Consider the following 21,702-nt stretch of genomic DNA (forward strand, 5'->3'; position numbering starts at 1 on the left):
TTTATCCTCCAATCAATTCCTTTTTAATACTCTCTTCAGTCACTACAAGCATGGCATCTGCAGCCTTGATTCCATTTTCATAAACAATCAGCGGATTAATATCCAATTCCTTGATTTGGTCTCTATAATCAAGCATTAACTGGGAAACTCTTAAAAGAACATCGATAATCGCTTCTTTATCTACCGCTACCTGACCCCGAGCCCCGTCCAAAATGGCCTTTGCCTGCAGTTCGTCCAATAGTGTCCCGGCATCCTGTCTGCTTAATGGTGCAATCTTGAAGGCGATATCCTTAAATACCTCAACAAAAATGCCACCTAAACCAGCCATAATAACCGGTCCGAATACTTCATCATTTTTTGCGCCGATAATCACTTCTGTCCCTTGCGGCAGCATTTCCTGTACAGAAACACCATTTAAAACAGCAGCAGGATTGTAGTTCCTTGCATTTTTCATAATTTCCATGAATGCTTCCTTCACTTCTTCTTCAGAAGAGACATTTAAACGAATTGCATCTGCCTCTGTTTTGTGAGGGATTTGCTGCGAATCAATTTTCAGCACAACCGGAAACCCAATCTGCAATGCTCTTTCCACAGCTTCTTCCGCAGAAAGTGTTACATAGCGCTTAGTGATTGGAATGCCATACCTCGCTAGAACTTCACTCGCCTCTGACTCACTTAAAACAGCACCTGGTGTTAACAAATCATCAATATTCTCATGTTCATAACGTTCTTCCATCCCATCTGTTTGAACGGTATTTAAAAACTGACTGTATTCTACTAATTGTGATAATGCCCGCACCGGGTTTAATGCGCCTGATACTACCGCTATTTCATTTTCAATTAAGATCGGAGTCGTTTGTGGGTATGTGATCTCTCCTAATGGGAACGGGAAAAAACCAATAAATTTTTCACTGTTTTTTGCGACGGTTATAAACTCTTTGAAATACTCGTTATGCTCATCCCAGCTATGCGGAAACTCTGTCAGCAGGATGTTATCAACCTCAGGACTATTCACAAGCACCTTTAGGGTATCCAGGAAAAATTCCGGATTTGTGAAAGAGGCTGCGGCAGTCAAGTCAATTGGGTTCGTAACACTTGCGTAATCCGGTAAAGTCTTGCGCATTTCCGCCATTGTCTCATCAGAAAGTCTGACAATATTCAATCCATATGCCTCACAGCGATCCGCTTCATTAATGCCCCGGCCGCCGGAGCTTGTAATAATCGCCGTGTTTTTGCCCTTTGGCAATCGATTTGGATTAAACAATTTTGAAAAGGCAATGACATCCTCTGCATCTTCTACACGAATAATGCCGTGCTGCCTGAAAAACGCATCGTAGATTTTATCCGATCCAGCGAGTGCTCCCGTATGAGAGGCAGCTGCTCTGCTCCCGGCATCACTACGCCCGGTTTTCATTAATACAATCGGCTTTTTCTTTTCCAAAGCCTTACGCGCTGCCTGTTTCAGCTTTTCAGGGTTTTTTGCTCCTTCGATATAGCCGCTGATCACTTCAATCTCATCATCATGAACCATATAGTCGATATAATCTTCCATTGTTGTATCCATTTCATTTCCGCTGCTGATAAAATAGTTGAAGTTGATGCCATACTGGGCTGCTGCCATATATGTTAAAACACCGAATGCACCGCTCTGTGACACATAGCCAACTCCTCGCTTACCACTCATTGGAACGTCTAACACAGAAGATGAGAAGGTGCCGATTAAACCATTCGATGTATTGACTAAACCGACACAGTTTGGACCCAGCAATCGAATATTATTTAATTTGGCATATTCCGCCAACTCCAGCTGTAGTTTCTTTCCTTCTTCACCAGCCTCCGAAAAACCGGAAGCAAAAATGATCGCAGCTTTTACCTTTTTTTCTGCGCAGGCGATTAGACCATTTTTAATCTGATCGTATGCTACACAGAAAATAACGAGATCAATAGAATTCGGGACATCTGTCAATGACGGGTAGCTTTTCAGGCCCGCAATTTGCTCCGCTTTCGGATGGATCGGATAGATTTCTCCCTGAAATTTACCGTCAATCAGTGCCTGGAGCTGAATGTTGCCGATTTTGTACTTATTCTCTGATGCGCCTAAAATCGCGACCGATTCAGGATAAAGTAATGGCCTAATGGATTCATAGCTTTCTACATTTCGAGTCATTTGCATTCCTCCTAAAATGTTTTTAGATGATTCATCTATGAACCCATCATACATTTCCTCATTTATTTACACTGAAAATTCTGACTAGTAAATTAATAGAGTTATTATGTTGTCAATATACTGGAATAATTCATTTAAAGCCTTGTAACTGCTGCTATTTGAAGAGGGTGAAAAAAATCTTATGTTCATACTAACCCCGACTTTCATTCAATATAATCTCGACTTCGTATCTATGTAAGCGCATTCATATAATGTAGAGACAAAAATAAAAAGCCTCCGAATAAATTCAGAAGCTTTGGTCAAATCGCTCTAGCCATTCCCATATTCTCTTTTGAATTTTAGAGGAACCTACAACAAGCCCTCTCTCGATTTTATTTAAATACGAAGCAGAAACTTCAATTTCCTCCGCGATATTCGTTAATGTAAGTTTATGATTCCTGCGTACTCGATTCATACGCTGGATGAGCTCTGTCTGGAGACTGCTCTGCATATCCTTACTGGCCGCAACAGACTTGGCGGGCTTCTTCACTCTCTCAATCGACCGGTAATGTTCTTTTATTTCAGGAGAAGGATCGATAACGATGGAAGTATTTAGCCAATATTTGGCCCAGCCCTTTCCTTCCGCTCTATTTTCATCCCAGTTGATATAGTACCAGTCGGCAATAATTTTATCCTCCACTAATTTATCCAGCGCCTTTTCAAACCGCTCCCTTGTTCTGATTGGCAGACGATTATTTAGCCCATGCCCGCAAACTTCCAATAGCGTATTCACTTTGTTTAATTGCTGGTAGTCCCCTTTATATGCCTGTGTCCTCCATCTCCAGCTTAAATAGCGGCATAATTTTTTCTCAAGGTTAAATCGTGCCGGATGATAGTGCATTGCTTTTAACGGAAGTAATGCCATCTGCCGCTTGGACGAGACTAAATATTTCGCGAATACTTTATCGACCGTAAATGTTATGGACTTACCGCAAGTCTCCTCATTCACTTCATATTCCTCACCGTTTGCATTTTTGAATAAAAAGGTCCTGCCTTGGACTTCTACCTGAATTGGCTTGTTATTTTTGTACATCACGGTTTTATCAATGGTTAGCCACAGACTTTGAATCACCTTTAAGGAATGGATGACCTGTTCCCTCTGTTTTGTTTCAAAGCCTCCACGCCGCCCGTCTCCATTGAGTTTAGGCCGGAGCCCCCTCATTGTTAAAATATCCCTTAATTCAATTTCAACAATATCGTCGAGATTTTTAGCCAGCTGTAAATAAAGATGACAAAGAATATCCAGCACATCCACATCGATAATGGACATTTGCCGGACTATATTTGACGCAAATTGTTGCATATTTTCATAAGCAGAATTAAAGTTCCGGTTTTCCTTAATAAACGGAATGATTTGAAGATTCCCGCTCGTATTTCCCTTCTCAAAAATATATTTTGGCCAAATACCTTCATCACCAATCACAAATTTCTTTTTATAAATCGCTTCTCTCACTACATGATAGGCTACATTATTCAGAACATTTGCATAGTTTGACATGTATTTCGGTTGAAGTGCATCATTGCCTGCCCCACCATTTTCAGGCTGTTCGATGACACTACCAAGTTGTAAAGAGGCGGAAACATTATTATTTATTTCATTGATCAGTCTTCTTTGCCATTCTTTAAGATAATGATCGACATTATGACTAAACTTCCTAATAAATGATTTATTAGTTGCCAGATTAAAGCGCAGTAATTCAAAAAATTTCATATTTAACTCTTCTATCGTCAATTCTTTGATACCTCTGATTCCGTCCAGCAGAATCATTTCCTCTAAAATAAAGATTTTTAATTGATTCTGGAGCCAAATATAAAAATTATCCCACGTATCCTCTTTACCTATAAATGTTTCATTCTGTATAATTGCCTTCGTTTCCTCAATAGAATTCTCTAGCAATTGATCGTTATTTAAAATTGCATTACTTCCATGAGTGCTATGGGCTACAATATAAAAGTTAATGGAAATCGCCATCTTTTCGATTATTCTTTTTCGCAGCTGTAACCGAATCTTGTAATATAACTCCTTATTTCTAGCATACTCCTTCTCATCAATAATATAACTTGGAGTATTTGTATTACCTTCATCCTGTTCCAGATCAACAATGGAGCCCTCCTCAATATGTCTGTCGAAAAAGAGACTGTAATTCATTTTTTCAATAGGAGCATCATTGACCGAAAGAACATAAAAATTTTTTATTCTGTGCTTTTCTTCCTCCATTGTACGTTCCAAATATACCTGCGTAGATTCATTAGTTATATAATTAAACATAGCACCCTCCCACCGTACAAAGAAAAAGTAGTATAATTAAGAATATTTTCATCATAATGCAATAATTTTCTTAATATTCATATTTATTATACATGACTTTGTGGATTTTTTGACTTATTCTATATATTTTAAGGGATTTGTTATTCTTGATTGGTAGATGTCTAGAATATAAAAAAGCGCTTCTCTTTCATGGAAGAAAAGCACTCATTTTTTGATACGCTATTCAATTTTTAATAATTGTTCTTCCTAAATGCTGACCATTTTTAATTGCTTCAATCGTGTGAGGTATTTCTTCAAGTGAAATTTCACTTATTAGAGTAGTTTGAGCAATATTCCATTCATTCGCTATTTTATTCCAAACATAACCTCGATCTTTAATTGGCACATTTACTGAATCAATTCCTAAAAGGTTAATTCCTCTAAGAATGAACGGCAGTACTGTCGATGTTAGTTTGATCCCGCCAGCATTTCCGCACATACTCATACTTCCGCCATAAGAAATTTGAGTGATTACTACAGAAGCAATTTCTCCTCCAACAGTATCTAGGACAAAATCAAACTTTTGCTTATTTAACGGTTTATTGAGTTCTCCTAATTCGTCTGCAAAAATGACATCAGTAGCTCCTAAAGATTTTGCTACGTCAATCTGATTTTCTTTCCGAACTAACGCAGCAATATTTTTGTAACCAATTTTTGATAAAATTTGCACAGCTATACTACCTACTCCGCCAGTTGAACCAGTGACCAGAATCCTCGGATCTTTGTTTAAATCCATCCCCTTCTCCTCTAATGCCATGATAGAAAGGGCAGCCGTAAATCCGGCTGTTCCAAAAACCATCGCATCTTTTAAAGATAAATTGTCCGGTAAAGGAACAATCCAATCTGCCGGAACTCTGGCATATTCCGCAAAACCTCCTGTATGGCTCATGCCCATAGCAAAACCTGTCACAATTACTTTCTGTCCTTCTGTATAGCGATTATCTGTTGAATGAACAATCGTTCCGCTTAAATCTATTCCAGGGATAAGCGGATAATTCCGGATAACGCCTCCATTTTTTTGAACAGCTAACATATCTTTATAGTTTATTGAAGAATAGGAAACTTTAATTAAAACTTCGCCATCTGAAAGACTGTCGAGATTAACATTCTCCAAACCGTAAATTACCTGATCTTGTTCTTCTTTTACAATAATTGCCTTGAATTGATCCATAACTATCTGCCCCCTTCTGCAACAAAACATTTCTATACCAAAAATGTTTTATTACAAAAACTTACATGATATGATAGGTAATGTCAATATGGGGGAGATAAAATGGAATTAAAAGATTGCATGAATTTTTTGCTGAGCGCCAGTCAGAATAAGGTTTTTAAATATTTCAGCAAACTTTTGGAGGATTATGGCGTAACACCTGCCCAATATGGTGTGCTGAATTGTTTGTGGAGAGAAGGGCAATTATCGCCTAAACAAATTGGTGAAATGGTATATTTAGAAGCCCCTACTGTCTCGGGGATCTTAGATAAAATGCAAAAAGCCGGACTAATAGAACGTTCAATCGATCCAAACAATCGGAGAAATGTTTTAGTAATGGCGACTCAAAAATCGGAAGAAATCAGAGATGAAGTAGAAGCTGCAACAATTGTGTTGAATAATCAAGTTCTCGAAAACTTGACAGATAGCGATACAGAAGTGCTGAAAAGGGCATTGGAAATAATAATTAAGTCTGATTTTTAATTATAGATACAATTTTCATCGGGTAATCGCTTAGTGTGCCCCACAGATTAATCCAACCAATAAAAACACCGAAACGCAAAATCTAACCGCGTCTCGGTGTTTTCAGGTTATTCATCTATTCGAACGCAGGAGTAGCCGTTTCGTCGTAGTTTTCTTTCAGGAAATTACGCACTTCTTCACTCGTCATCGCTTCCGCAAGCTTTTTGATTGCTTCGTCGTCTTTGTTGTCTTCACGAGCAACTAAAGTAATGGCAAAGTCGTTTTCTACACCTTCAGTTAACAGTGCATCACTTTTCGGCGTTAAGCCAAGTGGTGCCGCATAGGCAGGTGTCATAACAACCGCATCCGCATCATCGTACATACGTGCTAGCATTAACAGGTCAACTTCTTTAAACTGAAGATTTTTCGGGTTGTCCTCGATGCTTGCTAATGTGTAATACACATCCGTTTTTTCCTTTAATGTGATTACACCATGCTGGGCAAGCAGCATTAACGAACGGTCAACGTTTGAAATATCGTTGGCAATCGCAACAGTTGCCCCGTCAGGTAATTCTTCGACTGTATCATAATTTTTTGCATACACACCGTAATTTGCAAAGTAAATTGGCTGGATCGGCACTAAATTCGCATCATTGTTCCGATTGAATTCCTCCATATACGGCACGTGCTGGAAGAAGTTTGCATCAACTTCCTTTGCAGCTAGTGCACTGTTTGGCTGTACATTATCGCCTAATACCACAATTTCCAGATCAATGCCCTGCTCTTCTAATTTAGGCTCGACTAGCTCCAGAATATCTGTCATCGGTGAAATTAATGAGGCAACTTTTAATGTTGTCTCTTCCTTTTCTGCTTCTTTATTCGTTTCTTTTTCTTCATTCTGTCCGCAGCCAACTAAAGCTAATACTGCCGCCACACTTAACATCCATCTTTTTTTCACAATCATTCTCCTATCTTTTGTCCAACCATCTTGCTGCAGCCGTACCAATCATTTGAATGAGCTGCACCAAAATAATCATAATGAAAATCATGTAAAGCATTAGATCTGTCTTGAATTGCTGATACCCGTAGCGAATTGCAAAGTCACCGATACCGCCGCCCCCGACAACACCCATAATTGTGGAATACGAAATAAAACTGACTATTGAAGTCGTCAGGCCGAGCACTAGTCCTGAACGCGCTTCCACAAAAAGAAAACTAAAAATAATACGTCGAACCGAAGCCCCCATTGAAACAGCAGCCTCAATTACACCTTTTGGCACATCAAGCAGTGACTGTTCGACAAGCCTTGCATAATGGGCAATGGCAATAATCGATAACGGAACTGTTGCCGCAACCGTACCGATTGCCGTACCGACAATGAGCCTTGTAAAGGGAATCAAGAATACGACTAGCAGCAGGAATGGAAACGAGCGGATCGTATTCACCGCTAAGTTTAGTATGTTGTAAACGACACGGTTTTCAAGCAACTTTTCTTTCCCGCAAAGAAATAAATATGTACCGATTGGTAATCCGATTAATACGGCAGCTACAATTGACACACCGACCATGAAAAACGTTTCACTGATGGCCCGCCAAATTTCGGCTTCATATTGACGCAATACATCAGGCATGTCCGATTCCACCTTTCACGAGCTGATCGACGAAGCTTTGCGGATGATGGCTCGTATCAATTATGCCACTAGGTGTTAACTCAACTGTTTCGTATATTTGCCCTGCATCCAGTACAGTAGCCCGATGGCAAATACTTTTAACGACTTCAAGCTCATGACTGACAAGCACAATCGTCACACCAAGCTCCTTATTAACCTTCTGTAAAACACGCAATATTTCCGCAGAGGTGTTTGCATCGAGCGCAGAGGTTGGCTCATCACAGAGCAGGACTGCAGTTTCATTCGCAAGTGCTCTTGCAATCGCCACACGCTGCTTTTGCCCGCCGCTCAGCTGAGCCGGATATTGACCTGCAAACTGTTCAAGCCCGACAAATTTTAGGCATTCGATAACACGTGCTTTCCGCAGCTTTTTCGGATAGTTTGCCAGGACAAGTGCAATTTCTACATTATCATGGACGGTTTTATTTGCGACAAGGTGAAAATGTTGGAAGATCATCCCGATTGATTTTCTCGCTTCTCGAAGTTCAGCATTTTTTAAAGCTGTTAGTTGCTGGCCATTGATGAAAATATTGCCGCTGTCCGGTACTTCCAGCAAATTCATCAAACGCAATAACGTCGATTTCCCTGCACCGCTTGCCCCGATCAAACCATGAATTTCCCCTTTAGCAACCGTTAATGTCACATCTTGAACGGCCATGAAAGAGCCAAACTTTCTTGTAACTTGCTGTAATTGAATCACCTGTAAAAACACCTCCACTGCATACCCAATCGATTTCTAATTATAGTAGAAATTGCATCAGCTACCAAGAGAAATGTTTAATGTAAAAAATACCAGGATCCATAAATTTGCAGGTTATCGATTATGTACAATCCATAAAAAAAAGACTGCCGCAAAGTTAGAATCTATTTCTAACTTCCCGAACAGCCGATTAGTATGATTAAAACTTAATAAGGGACTTCATCTAATTTAATTGGTGTTGTTTTTTTGTCCTTCCAATCATCATAGATAGAAGCATATAAAACAGTATCTGAGACTGATCCGTCTTCATTTTCCCATGCATTTCGTAAATAGCCTTCTTTTACGAAGCCTGCCTTTGTAAAACATTTTCTCATCGCTAAATTATCTTCTCTTGTATACCCTTGGATTCGGATCTTACCTTTTTCACCATACAAATAATCTTGTAGCCAACTTAACGATTTTTGACCGATGCCTCTTCCTCTTGCTTCTTCCGTTAACCTAAGATCAAACAATGGAATTGTATCTTCAATGTCATCGATTATTAAAATTCCTACTTTTTGTTCGTTTTTAATAATCCAATATGTTTCTCTTCCCTCAGAGTAATAGCCTTTGTCAATCGCTCTTTTTATCGCTGCCGGATCTAACTGAATCTTCGTATGAAAAGGCCAATGATTGGAACATAGTAAATCAATCAGTTCTTTATTTTTAAAATTATATTTCTTAATTTCCAAGACAATCACTCCCTTTCAAATTGAAGCTGCTTCACAAGTTCTGAAATCAATAAAGGATGGCAGTTGACCTTCTGGTATGTCCAAAAGTCATCCCCTTTATATCTTGGAACTATATGTATATGAAAATGTGTACCCTCATCCATAATCGCACCGTTATTTTGAATAATGGTTAGCCCGTCTACCGAAAAGTGTGTTTCATATACATTTATTATCTGTTTCTGCAGTTTAAATAGCTCCATTAATGCTGAATCAGAAAGCTCGCGGATATCCATAAAATGCTGTTTTGATATAATTAATAAATGACCCGACTGAATCGGATCGATATCTAAAACTACTTTAAAATTATCAGTTTGGATTAGTAATTGTTTCGTTTCTATCCCCTCACAGAAAATACAAGTCATAAATTCCCCTCATTCATTTTCTTAAATATCGACTGCACAAATTGTTCTTTATAGGTTGTGTAATCTGCAATTCCTTGCATATCTGTTGAGAAAAATTCATTTTTAAGCATTTCGTATTCTTTCTTTACCGCTTCATTTCCATTCAAATAATCTCTAAAAAAGCGCATTTGATGCCACTTTTCCTTATTGAATTCTACAAGATGGATGAAATGAGTTTTCGTTTCAAATGAAGCATCTGTAAATTTTGCGCAAACAATTTCATCAGGTCTTTCAACTTGTAAGCGATAAAAACCAGCTTCCTTGAGTCCCATGAAAAAGGCTTTATCCAGCAAGTTAAAATTTTCAACACCTATTACAATATCAATTACCGGCTTTGCCGAAATCCCTTCAATAGATGTGCTACCGATATGTTCAATCTGATACGACTGCAAATTCGTGTGCTCCATGATTTTTTTCTTCGTGTCAGCAAATTCCCTTTTCCAGCCTACTTCATACGGCACAAGTACAACTTCATTCTTTTTTAATCCGAGTTTCATCAAATCCAATCCTTTCGAACCAATTTTGGGGAGAATTTTTCCTTACTGATGCCATTCAAATAGTAAAATGCGATTTTCGGTTTGCTGATAAATTGCCGTGAATGTATCTGACTGACCATTTTCTGATTGTTGGAAGTAGAAATCGCCAGGTTCTACTTTAGTGGAGTATGCTTCAATCGTAATTTTGAATTCTTCATCTTGCTGGATTTTATACATATTTTGACCTCGGCTTATAAAATGGGAAACGAGTCGATTTGCCTCTATTAAATTACCCTCTGTCACTTTTATAAAATCATGAAGTTGTTCATGGTTAACCTTGCTATCATACAGTAATTCCGTTACCCATTCCCCATCTCCACGAGCGGGATATTTTGTTGACCACACATTGATAATTTCATTTGGAACCGGTAACTCTACACCCCAGCGTTCTTTATAATGAGCCGTAATTTCTTCTGGTGTTGTCGATAACCTGTAGAGGGAAATAAAGAGAAGTAACATGACAGTAAATACAATTAAAAAGAGAATAAATTTTTTTATAGAATCTCCTCCTGCTAGTACGATTTATCTGTCCATCATATATAAATTATTCAACTGTCAATTTAACATATACTTCACGGTGTCTGAATTTCTTATCTTGGCAAAATAAACATACAAGCGGATTACCAATGATGTGCACTTCATATATACCTCTTCTTCGTACCATTTCATAACACCTCTTATACTATTTTGGTTATCATTACCAAATATTAATACATCTATATAATAAAGTCAGCAAAATTCCGATTCTTTCTTAAAGCCTCAAGTTTAAAGTTCAAACCTAAAATAAAAACCCTATGCAGAGTTAATCCTGCATAGGATTTCGCAAGCTCCGTTTCTTATGCCCAAAAAACAAGTGAACGTTTTTTCATCTCTTCTCTGTATTGCATAGTTGATATCGGTAAAACTTTATTCGTTTTATAATCCATAATTACACCATGGCGGCGAACGACATCCATTTGATTAATCACGCCTGCATTGTACAGGCCTTCAACCTCATGAGGATCCATTTCCAACCATTGACACCGGTTATTACGGATATATTCACGCTCTTTTAATGTTGCTTCGTAATCCACTTCAAACGCATCAATATCCCGGTCGATTTCATAAATAATTACGCCGTAATCAAGCTTTGCACGCTCTATCGATACATATTCATCAATCACATCTTCCAAAACTGCATGAATATCGCGTTCTAACGGGTCGCCTAAGCCGCCCCCACCTGCAGATGGTCGTGTAAATGAATCACCCTTTTTCACTTCTACATTGGAGAAAATCGTCCCTAAAAACTCTTCATCTTCTGTATTTGGATTAAGAATAGCCCCTTGCGGAATAGAAGGTAATCCCCCTTTGATGCCCCATGTAATCGAGCGTGAGCGATCACAACAATAGGACATAACCGTATTATTGGTATCTGTTAAAATACCGCCCTTTTCAACACCGCAGCCACCCCGGTATTTACCCGGTCCTGCAGAATCGGTAATGATTTGGTGCTTCGTCGTAATGACCGGTGACAACCGTTCCTGACCTTCACATGGCTGAACACTTAACCCTACGCCGAAAACCGGAGAAGTTGTATTTGCGCCATCTCGGTCAATACGACCGCCATGACCGCCCGCCATCCAGTCGTACCACATAAAGTACTCACTACCATTTTGCCGTTTATCATAACCGCCAATTAATAAATACTCCAAGTTAAAGGAACAAGCAATAGCACGTTCCGGCATAATGTTTGACCATAATTCAAAGCACGCATTCATGATTTTTTCAAAGGACCCGGAACAGTAACCCGATACCGCCACTGGACTCGGTGCATTGACTACCGTATTTTCAGGAAGATATGTTTTTACGACACGATAGAAGCCCGAGTTTAGCGGAATGTCCGGGAAAAATGTCTTTGTCCCTGCATAAGTTCCCGAAAGTGCCGAACCAAAACCGGCATTTAAGAAGCAGCTGATGTACGGGTGGGATCCGCTTAAATCATATAAAATCTCATCGTCCGTAATTGTCATTTTCACACGGATCGGAATTAGACCATCCCCAAGCTGCGGATCCATATCAATATAATCCACGGTTTCCCATTCCCCTTTAGGCAAAGCCGCGATTTTTGCTTTCATTAAGCGCTCCACATAATTTTGTACTTCATCGAAAGCTAGTAAAACCGTATCAATCCCGTACTTGTCAATCATCTCATTTAATTGCTTTTCGCCAACTTTTGCGGCTTCCACTTGTGAACGTAAATCTCCAATCCTTTCTTCCGGAATCCGCATATTTTTTATGATAATATTGACGATATCTTTTAAGTACTGGCCTTTACTGTATATCCGTACAGGCGGAATGCGCAATCCTTCGCCGAAATGTTCTTTCGCTGTAATATCGAAAGATCCAGGGTTTGAACCACCGACATCTGCCCAGTGCCCGTTCGTTTGCATGAGAGCAATAAGTTTTTCTCCATGGAATACAGGTAAAACGACTCGGACATCACTAAAATGTGTCCCGCCACGATAAGGATCATTTACTAAAAAAACGTCACCAGGATGAATGTCATCTGCGAAATCTTCCAAAACAGCCTTCGCCGTCAAATGCAATGTTCCTACATGAACAGAAATATCCTGCGTCCCTTGCATGACCGTGTTTCCCTCGGCATCACATAGTGCACAACTAAAATCACGGTTATAAATCACAAATGAATAACATGTACGTAACATTTGCTCTGCCATTTGATCAACCAGATTGACAAACCCGTTTTTTAACACTTCAAATGTTACGGGATCTAGATTTTGCACTTTATTATGTTCTGCTAATTTCATCGTACTCATAGAATTCATCCTCCTTATCGTTTATTCGTTCACCGTAATAATGATATTTTTATAGACATCTACTTCCGCCGTAAATCCTGGTGGGATGACTGTCGTCGTATCTAACTGATCTACGATTGCCGGACCTTGTATTTGTGTGTAGACCGGAATTTTATCGCGGTGATACACTTTCGTATCTACAAATTTCCCTTCGAAATAAACAGGGCGTGTTTCTTTATAAGCATCTTCAATCGTTCCTTCTGGTTCATATTGCAGAAATTCCGGTTTTGGCACAGTTCCAATGGCTGTTACACGCAAGCCGTAAATTTCGACCGCCTGTTCAGGATCGGAGAAAGCAAATTCACGTTCATGTTCCTTATGGAAAGCAGCCAGTACATCTTCTAATGAAGTTAATTCATCCGGAACAACTACAGCCAATGAACGCCATTGCCCCTTATAGCGAAGATCAATATAGTTCATCAATGTAGAAGTCTCTTCGGAAATCCCCTCTTCTTCCAGCAGTGCTTTTGCCTCAGTTCGCAAATCGCTGAACTGGTCAGTTAGCTCTTCAACAGACACATCTGTCACTTTTTTCACGTACGTTTTTGAAATATCATGGCGCACATCAACAAGCAGACAGCCCATTGCAGCAGCCACGCCCGGATGTGTCGGAATAATTATTTTCGGGATATTTAAATCTTTTGCTAAATAAGCTCCGTGTAATGGTCCTGCCCCACCAAACGCTACGAGAGCAAAATCACGCGGGTCATAACCACGACGTACCGAAATTAATCGAACTGCATCGCTCATATTGGCATTGGCCACTTGGATAATCGCATTCGCCGCTTCTTCAACAGTCTGGTCAAATTCATCCGCAATGGACTTAACTGCCTTAATTGCTGCAGATTTATCCAATTGCATTGTGCCATCCAGTAAATTTACACCTAAACGGCCTAACACTAAATTCGCATCCGAGTTGGTTGGCGATATTCCTCCACGACCATAACAAGCAGGGCCCGGCGCAGCACCGGCACTTTGTGGACCATTACGCAAAGATCCCCCTTCATCCTTCCATGCAAGGCTCCCCCCACCTGCTCCAATCGTTAAAATCTCTATACTCGGGAACCCAATTGGATAACCATATTCAATCGACCAGTCTTTTGTAATACGAATATCACCCTCGAACATAAGGGAGATGTCGGTACTCGTTCCGCCCATATCCAAACCGATTGCATTATCAAATCCGCATAATTTGGCAATATGTTTACTTGCAATCGCTCCAGCAGCAATCCCGGAGCTAGCTAACCTGGCAGCATAACGAGGAACCGTACTGGACGTCATTACCCCGCCTCCTGAATGCAAAACTAAAATTTCCTCTTCGTAGCCTTTTTTCTGCATTTCATCGCTCAATTTACTAATATATTTACTCATAATCGGTCCTAGAACGGCATTAATAATTGTCGTGCTCATCCGTTCATGTTCAAAAATTTCCGGCAGTACCTCGCTGGATATACAAACATAGACATCTGGCAGTTCCTCTTTTAAAATTTCTTTTACTTTTGCTTCATTTTCTCCATTTACATAGGCATTAATAAAACAGACGGCAATAGATTCGGTATTTCTGCGTTTCAGCTTTCTTGCTAATGCTCGAATTTCGTCCTCCTGAATTGCTTCTAAAATATTCCCTTCATAATCCGTCCGTTCTGTAACCTCAAATCGATCACGTCTTTGAATATAAGGCTTTGCTGTATCTTTATACGTATCCCATATGTCTTCTTTCGTACCACGGCGAATTTCAGTTACATCTCGAAAGCCTTTTGTTGTGATCAGTGCTGTTTTCGGGAGCTTTCGTTCAATCAGCGCATTCGTGCCTACTGTTGTGCCATGAGAGAATATTTTTATATCCTTCCCATTTAGTCCAGCCTTCTCAATCCCATTAATAATGCCTTCTTCTGGGTTAGATGGTGTAGAAGATGTTTTCGTTACAAACACTTCTCCTGTATTTTCGTTGAATACAAAAACATCTGTAAAAGTTCCACCAACATCAATAGCTAAACGAGTATGTGTCATAGAGATACCTTCTTTCATAAGGAAGTTGTATTGTAATGAAGCGGACATTATATGGCCGTTTTTATAATTTAATTTAATTTAATTTAATTTAATTTAATTCAATATTCCGATAAAACATTCGACTATTTCGTATTAATCGTAACGGTCTTCATTGTGGTGAAAAATTCTTTTGCTGCCTGTCCTTGTTCGCGAGCACCTGTACTAGAGTTTTTCACACCGCCAAACGGAGCTTGTGGTTCTGCTCCGCCAGTTTCATCATTTACCTGAACAAGCCCTACTTCACTGCGCTTAATAAAATCAAACGCTTTTTGGATATTTTTAGTGTAGATTGAAGCACTTAAACCGAACTCCGAATCATTCGATAATTGAATCGCTTCCTCGTAATCTTTCACTTTCACGACAGCCAGCACCGGTCCAAATACTTCTTCGCGTGCAATCGCCATCTCATGAGTTACATTCTTGAAAATCGTTGGCTGAATGTAGTAGCCTTGTGTTTCATTAAAAGCCGGTTCACCACCGAAAATAAGTTCTGCGCCTTCAGATTTCGCCTTTTCTATTGCCGCTAAAATATTTTCATATTGTCCTCGTGAGACAACAGGTCCCATCGTAACACCAACTTCAATTTTCTTTGTTTCTTCAATTAATAACGCCAGTACTTCATCGTAAATCGTTTGTTCGATATATACACGGCTTGTGGCTGTACAGCGCTGACCCGTTTGTTTCATTGCACCTTCGATTGTCAATTTTGCTGCTGATTTTAAATCGGCGTCCGCTAAAATAATCGCCGCATTTTTCCCGCCAAGCTCCAGCTGTATTTTTTTATTTGTAGATCCGGCTGTATTTAAAATACTTTGTCCAACGCCGTTTGAACCAGTAAAGGTAATTGCTTTTACTTCAGGGGCTTCTAATAAAACTTGCCCGACATTTAAACCGCGTCCCTGTACAACATTGACAACGTGTTTCGGAAATCCAGCCCGTTCGAATAATTCGCCAAGCAGCTTTCCAGTCAATGCTGCTTCAATTGAAGGCTTCCAAACTACAGTATTTCCGTAAACTAAAGCCGGTGCAATTTTCCACAGTGGAATGGCTACAGGGAAATTCCAAGGTGTAATTGCTGCAATTACACCAAGTGGTACACGCTTCGTATACAAAATTTTATCTTCATTGGCAGAAGGCAGTATTTCACCCGTTGCGCGCATCCCTTCCTGTGCATAGTAACGTAAAATCGAAGCACCACGCTTTACTTCACCGATCATTTCATTCTTTGTTTTTCCCATTTCACGTGAAGCGGTTTCCGCTACAAGATCTATTTCCTCTTCCAGTAAATCAGCCAATACACGTAAAATTTCGCCGCGAGCAACAGAAGATTTATTTTTCCATTCTCCATATGCCTGATGGGCTGATGCAACGATTGCTTTCGTTTCATCTACCGTCAGAAGTTCAACTTGGCCGATACATTCAGCCGGATTGGCCGGATTGAATTGTTCACGGATTTCTCTAATTATGGTTGTCATAAAATTCCTCCTTTAATAGACACAGTTTGCAGTACATCTTTAAAGATTTATACGGAAGGTTGTGAACATCGGCAACCGCTTTAAATGCAATCATTGACGTCCTTGAAGGGTTTAAAAAATGTCGCCGGGAATTATGCCGACACGGTATTCATTATTTTTTATTTCCTTTGGAATCCCGATAATTAATTGCTTAGCCTTCTTTCTCCACAATATTTTTACGCACAAATTCAAATGTCTCGTCTAAAATTCTTAGCATTTCGTTTAATTCTGCTTGCGATAAAATTAGCGGAGGCGCAAATACAATCGTATCTTGTTCATACGTAACTGTTCGCAAGATTAAGCCTCTTTTCATCGTTTCCTGTACAAAAATCGGGCTCAATAAAGTGTCGAAAAGTTCACCCGTTTCGCGGCTCTTTACTAACTCAATCGCTCCAAGTAAACCGAGTGTGCGGACACGGCCGATAAAGCTGTATTTATCCTGTAGAACACGGAAGCCCTCCAGCATTGCTTCACCCATTTTGGCTGCATTTTCAACAAGGTTTTCACGCTCAATAATTTCAATATTTTTCAGCCCTACTGCACATGCTACAGCATGGCCACTGTAAGTATAGCCGTGCATTAATGTCCCTTTCGATAGCTCACATAAATCCAGGTGAATATTTTCCGAAATGATAACTCCGCCAAGTTGTGCATAGCCACTTGATACACCTTTTGCGAACGTAATCATATCCGGAACAACATCGTAATGCTGCATACCGAATAATTTACCAGTACGGCCGAAACCAGTAATTACTTCATCAGCAATAAATAAAATGCCGTACTCATCACAAATTTCACGGACTTCTTTAAAATAATTTTCCTGTGCGATATTTACTCCACCCGCTCCTTGTACTGGCTCCGACATGAATGCCGCAACTGTTTCAGGTCCTAGCTGTTCTATTGTGTCACGTAAATTACGTGCAGACTGGTTGTATACATAATGGAAACCAGGTGCATGTGAGTTTGTAAAGTCACGGAATGCTTTTAACCCGGTAGCATTTGTTGCCCCCATTGCTACCCCATGGTAAGACTGGGTACGTGAAATAATTGTCTGACGTTGCGGCTGACCTTTCAGTACCCAGTAATGACGCGCTAATTTAATCGCCGTATCATTGGACTCGGAACCGCCTGAAGTGAAGAATACTGTATTTAAATTTCCAGGGGCCATTGATGCAATTTTGGACGCTAAGCGAATGGCCGGTTCATTACTAAACGTTGCAAAACAAGAGCTGAATGCTAATTTTCCCATCTGCTCCTTTGCCGCTTCTGCGATTTCTTCACGGCCGTGCCCAACATTGACATTCCATAAAGAAGACATTCCGTCAATGTATACATTGCCTTCCATATCTTTTAAATAAATTCCTTCACCTTCTGTAAAAATGGCAGCCGGTCCATCAGCTTGCTGTTGTTCAATAGAAGATGTTGGATGGAGAAAATGTTTCTGATCCAATACTTTTAACGTTTCTTTTAACTGAATTGTCATAAATAGTTCCCCTCATTTCGTTTTATTTACCTACACCTCTTTATGAGCAATTCTCGTGCCAACTTTGTTTGAAGGGAATTATAAGTATATAGAAATCTTTTAACAACAAAAAACACCACATTTTAATAGATTCAAAAGTGATGTCTTTTGATATTTCAACATGCTTTGCATGTATTAATACAATAAAATTTATAACGGCAATTTTTATAGGTATTTACACAATTTAAATTTAAAATTGCAAAAATGATGCATAAATACATCATCTATCTTCATACGAAATATTGCGCGTTAAATGATATTTTTGTATTTTCCGGACCAATGTTGACTGATCACAGCCGAGAGACTTAGCTGTTTCACGAATGCTTGGATGTTCAGATAGTGCTTGTTTAATTAGCTGCTTTTCAAATAGAGCCACTTGTTCTTTTAGCGTCCCCTCAAATTTGGGATGCATGATTTGTTTCGTTACAAATTTCTCCTCATGCAGATTTTCTATTGCATGGGCAATATCCGAATTGCTGTCTAATTCCTGTTTAACCATATTCACAGTTATTTCAGGCTGAACAGCAAGTAGGCATATCCGTTCTACGATATTTTTGAGCTGCCGGACATTACCTGGCCAGTTGTATGCCTTAAATATTTTCAATGCGTCTTTTTTTATCGTCCGGTGGATACCATATTTTTTATTGATTAATGCTAAAAAATGATTCACCAACGGAATAATATCTTCCCGACGATGTCTTAAAGGCGGCACTTCAATAGGAATAATATTCAAGCGATAATACAAATCTTCTCGGAAACTGCCCTGCCTTACCATCTGTGCTAAATTCCTGTTTGTTGCAGCTATAATGCGGACATCAATAGGTATCGGCTTTCCGCTGCCGATGCGCTGAACCTCGCATTCCTGTAACACGCGCAATAATTTCACCTGTAGCAGCAAGGGCATTTCACCAATCTCATCTAAAAATACTGTACCGCCTGAAGCAATTTCAAACAGCCCTGCTTTGCCTCCTTTAATTGCACCTGTAAATGCACCTGCTTCGTAACCAAAAAGTTCCGATTCCAATAATGTTTCAGGTATCGCACTGCAGTTAATCGTTAATAATTGCTTGTCGCTGCGCCTGCTGGATGTATGGATGAGCTTTGTGATTTCTTCTTTTCCCACCCCCGACTCCCCACTGATTAATACAGTAGAATCCACTTCGGCTACTCTCATCGCACGATCTACTACTTGTTCCATGGCATGGGACATCGATATAATATTTGATTCTTTTTTATGTATCGCTTGTAATTTGTTTTTAAAATTTTCATTTTGTATTTCAAGCTTCTGTACTTCTTGTTCCAATAATTTCAGTTCGGTCATATCACGGGTTATGGCGACTACATATTGCAATTCCCCTGTATTATCGAATATTGGCTTCCCCGTGACTAAAAAGCACTTGCCATTAATAAACGTCTGCAAAATTGTTACTTTTTCTTTTGATTCAATCACTTTCATCGAGATCGAATCACTCATCAATCCTTCTGCCATTGCATCTTTCGCATATCTTCCCATTAGATTAATACCGACAATTTCAATATCGTTTTTATTTTGAAACAAAATTTTGCCATGATGATCACAAATCGTAATGCCGTCAGAGATGGAGTTAAATACTTTTGTCGAAAGCGGATTCATAAAATCGCTGTCGCTGAACTGATTTAACGAGCGCACATTAAATAAATTTCCCTGTGCCGACTCCAGGACTTGTACAAAGTAGCCATCTACCTCAAATAACTCTTTTCCATTTTTATAATGATTTATAATATTTTCGATTAAGTCCGACTGGATTTTGCTTTTCAAAATGATTTCATCGTTTTTTACTACAAAAAAATGCTCTCCTTTATGAAATCCTACTATTGGCATAATGGTCACATCCTCTCCAAAACACCCTTAGACAGCCTGTATCTAAGGGTATTCTTCACCTATTCTATTCGGATAGTAAGTTATCCTTTATTTCCTCTACTTTTTCTTCTTTCTCTATAGCTGGTTTGACAGAGAACTTTCGCATGACAAAAAATATAAAAACGGAACCAATCAATACTAATGTACTTAAGTAAAATTGAGAGCGTAAAGATTCAATTAACATTTGGCATAAATAAACGACCGCCAAAACAGCGATTGTAATATAAGATAAGTACGGGAACAGCCACATTTTTATCGCAAGAGGCTCACCAGAAACCTTTTCATAATGACGACGGAATCGGATTTGTGAAATGGCGATGAAAATATAAACAACAATCATTAATCCCCCAACACTGTTTCCTAAAAAGTAAAAGATCACTTCCGGAGAAACGAAGTACATTAATGCACAAATATATGCAACAACTGTACTGCCAATTATGGCATGTACTGGTGCTCCCCGCTTGTTTTTAATTTGTGAGAACATTTTCGGTGCATCGCCTTGACGCGACATTTCAAGCAACATGCGCGAACTTGTATACAGAGCAGAATTTAATACAGAAATTAGAGAAATAAAAATGACGATCTGTATAATTTGTGCTGCAACCGGTAAACCAGCCATTGTTAAAATATTTGCATATGGTGCAGCTAGCATAGCCGAATCGTTCCATGGAACAATCATAATCATTATCGCTACAGACCCGACAAAGAATAACCCTAAACGGAATACAACGTTGCGGATAGCACGTACAATGTTTTTTGCCGGATTTTCAGATTCTGCTGCTGCTATTGCTGCAACCTCCGCACCACAAATAGAAAAAATTACAAATACAATCGCTGTCGCAACCGGTACAATCCCATTTGGTGCAAATCCGCCGTACGATGATAATAATTCTAAACTTCTCGGCTCATAATTTGGCCATAATCCCACAATCATTAAAATACCAACAATCAAAAACACTATAATTGCCGTTACTTTAATAAACGACAGCCAATATTCAAATTCACCGAATGATTTAACAGAATAAATATTGACGACTGTCATTAATAGAGTAATCCCTACACCGCCAACCCAGACTGGAATAATCGGAAACCAGTTATGCAATATACCTCCAATGAGTGCCGCTTCTAGCCCGACAATAAACACCCAGCTGGCCCAGTATAGCCAGCCTACAGTAAACCCTGCCCATGGACCAATATATCTTCCAGCATAGGAAGCAAATGAACCAAGCTCTGCAGAACTACCTCTTTTTTTACCTAAAGCGAGTTCTCCTGTCGCCATTTCCCCAACCATTTGCATAATCAGGACAATCAGAAAACATGCAATTGCATACGATATAACAGCTGCAGGACCCGTACTTAAAATATTTTTCCCGGTTCCTACGAATAACCCTGTCCCTATGACTCCTCCAATTGAAATCATCGTAATATGACGCGTTTTTAATGATTTTTGCAATGTGCCCATTAATTCACCCCTCAGTGTATGAATGTAGACATTTATAAAATCCTTCCTCTACTTCAATGTCTACTTTATAAGGAGCAATTTTCATGCCGAAATTTAAAAATTCAGTTAATTGTAGTTAAATAAATGAAGACCTATCA

The 21,702-nt window shown here is 39.3% G+C and carries 17 protein-coding genes; 1 reads left to right on the forward strand and 16 read right to left on the reverse strand.

All coding sequences use genetic code 11. From position 1 onward, the window contains the following. Nucleotide 1: 1 nt before the first annotated feature. The 3 genes from MHB58_RS11785 to MHB58_RS11795 all read right to left on the reverse strand — a co-directional run bounded on the left by MHB58_RS11785 (nt 2) and on the right by MHB58_RS11795 (nt 5,685). Complete coding sequence (locus MHB58_RS11785) at nt 2-2,167, reverse strand: acetate--CoA ligase family protein (protein WP_340735297.1); 2,166 nt, start codon at nt 2,165-2,167, stop codon at nt 2-4. Nucleotides 2,168-2,453: 286 nt separating this feature from the next. After that, entirely contained in the window at nt 2,454-4,475 is a 2,022-nt protein-coding gene (locus MHB58_RS11790) for a helix-turn-helix domain-containing protein (RefSeq protein WP_340735298.1), read from the reverse strand. 223 nt (nt 4,476-4,698) lie between these two features. Beyond that, nucleotides 4,699-5,685, reverse strand: a complete 987-nt coding sequence (locus MHB58_RS11795) for a YhdH/YhfP family quinone oxidoreductase (RefSeq protein WP_340735299.1) — start codon at nt 5,683-5,685, stop codon at nt 4,699-4,701. A gap of 102 nt (nt 5,686-5,787) precedes the next feature. On the opposite strand from MHB58_RS11795, the gene MHB58_RS11800 reads away from it, so the two are divergent. Beyond that, complete coding sequence (locus MHB58_RS11800) at nt 5,788-6,207, forward strand: MarR family winged helix-turn-helix transcriptional regulator (RefSeq protein WP_008404154.1); 420 nt, start codon at nt 5,788-5,790, stop codon at nt 6,205-6,207. Between the two features lie 115 nt (nt 6,208-6,322). Here the strand turns inward: MHB58_RS11800 and MHB58_RS11805 are convergent, their stop codons facing one another. The 13 genes from MHB58_RS11805 to MHB58_RS11865 form a co-directional block, all read right to left on the reverse strand. Beyond that, a complete protein-coding gene (locus MHB58_RS11805) occupies nt 6,323-7,144 on the reverse strand; it encodes a MetQ/NlpA family ABC transporter substrate-binding protein (RefSeq protein WP_014823521.1) in 822 nt (273 codons plus the stop codon). Nucleotides 7,145-7,154: 10 nt separating this feature from the next. Further along, nucleotides 7,155-7,817 carry a methionine ABC transporter permease gene (locus tag MHB58_RS11810; RefSeq protein ID WP_008404158.1) on the reverse strand — a complete coding sequence of 221 codons (663 nt, stop codon included), beginning with the start codon at nt 7,815-7,817 and terminating at the stop codon, nt 7,155-7,157. Continuing rightward, a complete protein-coding gene (locus MHB58_RS11815; RefSeq protein WP_340735300.1) occupies nt 7,810-8,556 on the reverse strand; it encodes a methionine ABC transporter ATP-binding protein in 747 nt (248 codons plus the stop codon). The genes MHB58_RS11810 and MHB58_RS11815 overlap by 8 nt, the downstream gene beginning before the upstream one ends. Before the next feature lie 206 nt (nt 8,557-8,762). Continuing rightward, nucleotides 8,763-9,287 (reverse strand): GNAT family N-acetyltransferase, encoded by a 525-nt coding sequence (locus MHB58_RS11820; protein WP_340735301.1) that lies wholly within the window; start codon nt 9,285-9,287, stop codon nt 8,763-8,765. Between the two features lie 5 nt (nt 9,288-9,292). Continuing rightward, the gene (locus MHB58_RS11825; RefSeq protein ID WP_340735302.1) at nt 9,293-9,688 is read right to left on the reverse strand and encodes an HIT family protein; all 396 of its coding nucleotides are present in this window, start codon (nt 9,686-9,688) and stop codon (nt 9,293-9,295) included. After that, nucleotides 9,685-10,224, reverse strand: a complete 540-nt coding sequence (locus MHB58_RS11830) for a GrpB family protein (protein WP_340735303.1) — start codon at nt 10,222-10,224, stop codon at nt 9,685-9,687. Before MHB58_RS11830 ends, MHB58_RS11825 begins: the two co-directional genes overlap by 4 nt. Before the next feature lie 42 nt (nt 10,225-10,266). Next, on the reverse strand, nt 10,267-10,722 hold the full coding sequence (locus MHB58_RS11835) for a hypothetical protein (protein WP_340735304.1): 456 nt from the start codon (nt 10,720-10,722) through the stop codon (nt 10,267-10,269). A gap of 377 nt (nt 10,723-11,099) precedes the next feature. After that, nucleotides 11,100-13,079, reverse strand: coding sequence for a hydantoinase B/oxoprolinase family protein (locus MHB58_RS11840; RefSeq protein WP_340735305.1), 1,980 nt, complete (start codon nt 13,077-13,079; stop codon nt 11,100-11,102). Between the two features lie 21 nt (nt 13,080-13,100). Then, nucleotides 13,101-15,128 (reverse strand): hydantoinase/oxoprolinase family protein, encoded by a 2,028-nt coding sequence (locus MHB58_RS11845; protein WP_065215733.1) that lies wholly within the window; start codon nt 15,126-15,128, stop codon nt 13,101-13,103. Nucleotides 15,129-15,250: 122 nt separating this feature from the next. Then, nucleotides 15,251-16,642, reverse strand: a complete 1,392-nt coding sequence (locus MHB58_RS11850; protein WP_340735306.1) for an aldehyde dehydrogenase family protein — start codon at nt 16,640-16,642, stop codon at nt 15,251-15,253. 190 nt (nt 16,643-16,832) lie between these two features. After that, nucleotides 16,833-18,164 carry an aminotransferase family protein gene (locus tag MHB58_RS11855; RefSeq protein WP_014823512.1) on the reverse strand — a complete coding sequence of 444 codons (1,332 nt, stop codon included), beginning with the start codon at nt 18,162-18,164 and terminating at the stop codon, nt 16,833-16,835. Nucleotides 18,165-18,423: 259 nt separating this feature from the next. Beyond that, complete coding sequence (locus MHB58_RS11860) at nt 18,424-20,064, reverse strand: sigma-54 interaction domain-containing protein (protein WP_065215731.1); 1,641 nt, start codon at nt 20,062-20,064, stop codon at nt 18,424-18,426. Between the two features lie 64 nt (nt 20,065-20,128). Then, on the reverse strand, nt 20,129-21,565 hold the full coding sequence (locus MHB58_RS11865; protein ID WP_065215730.1) for an amino acid permease: 1,437 nt from the start codon (nt 21,563-21,565) through the stop codon (nt 20,129-20,131). Nucleotides 21,566-21,702 lie beyond the last annotated feature (137 nt).

Source organism: Solibacillus sp. FSL K6-1554 (assembly GCF_038005185.1).
Lineage (GTDB): Bacteria > Bacillota > Bacilli > Bacillales_A > Planococcaceae > Solibacillus > Solibacillus silvestris.

Bases quoted from the DNA above. Each gene is read 5' to 3' on its own strand.
- MHB58_RS11785 (WP_340735297.1), bottom strand. From the start codon at position 2,167: ATGACTCGAAATGTAGAAAGCTATGAATCCATTAGGCCATTACTTTAT.
- MHB58_RS11790 (WP_340735298.1), bottom strand. From the start codon at position 4,475: ATGTTTAATTATATAACTAATGAATCTACGCAGGTATATTTGGAACGT.
- MHB58_RS11795 (WP_340735299.1), bottom strand. From the start codon at position 5,685: ATGGATCAATTCAAGGCAATTATTGTAAAAGAAGAACAAGATCAGGTA.
- MHB58_RS11800 (WP_008404154.1), top strand. From the start codon at position 5,788: ATGGAATTAAAAGATTGCATGAATTTTTTGCTGAGCGCCAGTCAGAAT.
- MHB58_RS11810 (WP_008404158.1), bottom strand. From the start codon at position 7,817: ATGCCTGATGTATTGCGTCAATATGAAGCCGAAATTTGGCGGGCCATC.
- MHB58_RS11825 (WP_340735302.1), bottom strand. From the start codon at position 9,688: ATGACTTGTATTTTCTGTGAGGGGATAGAAACGAAACAATTACTAATC.
- MHB58_RS11830 (WP_340735303.1), bottom strand. From the start codon at position 10,224: ATGAAACTCGGATTAAAAAAGAATGAAGTTGTACTTGTGCCGTATGAA.
- MHB58_RS11835 (WP_340735304.1), bottom strand. From the start codon at position 10,722: ATGTTACTTCTCTTTATTTCCCTCTACAGGTTATCGACAACACCAGAA.
- MHB58_RS11840 (WP_340735305.1), bottom strand. From the start codon at position 13,079: ATGAGTACGATGAAATTAGCAGAACATAATAAAGTGCAAAATCTAGAT.
- MHB58_RS11845 (WP_065215733.1), bottom strand. From the start codon at position 15,128: ATGACACATACTCGTTTAGCTATTGATGTTGGTGGAACTTTTACAGAT.
- MHB58_RS11850 (WP_340735306.1), bottom strand. From the start codon at position 16,642: ATGACAACCATAATTAGAGAAATCCGTGAACAATTCAATCCGGCCAAT.
- MHB58_RS11855 (WP_014823512.1), bottom strand. From the start codon at position 18,164: ATGACAATTCAGTTAAAAGAAACGTTAAAAGTATTGGATCAGAAACAT.
- MHB58_RS11860 (WP_065215731.1), bottom strand. From the start codon at position 20,064: ATGCCAATAGTAGGATTTCATAAAGGAGAGCATTTTTTTGTAGTAAAA.
- MHB58_RS11865 (WP_065215730.1), bottom strand. From the start codon at position 21,565: ATGGGCACATTGCAAAAATCATTAAAAACGCGTCATATTACGATGATT.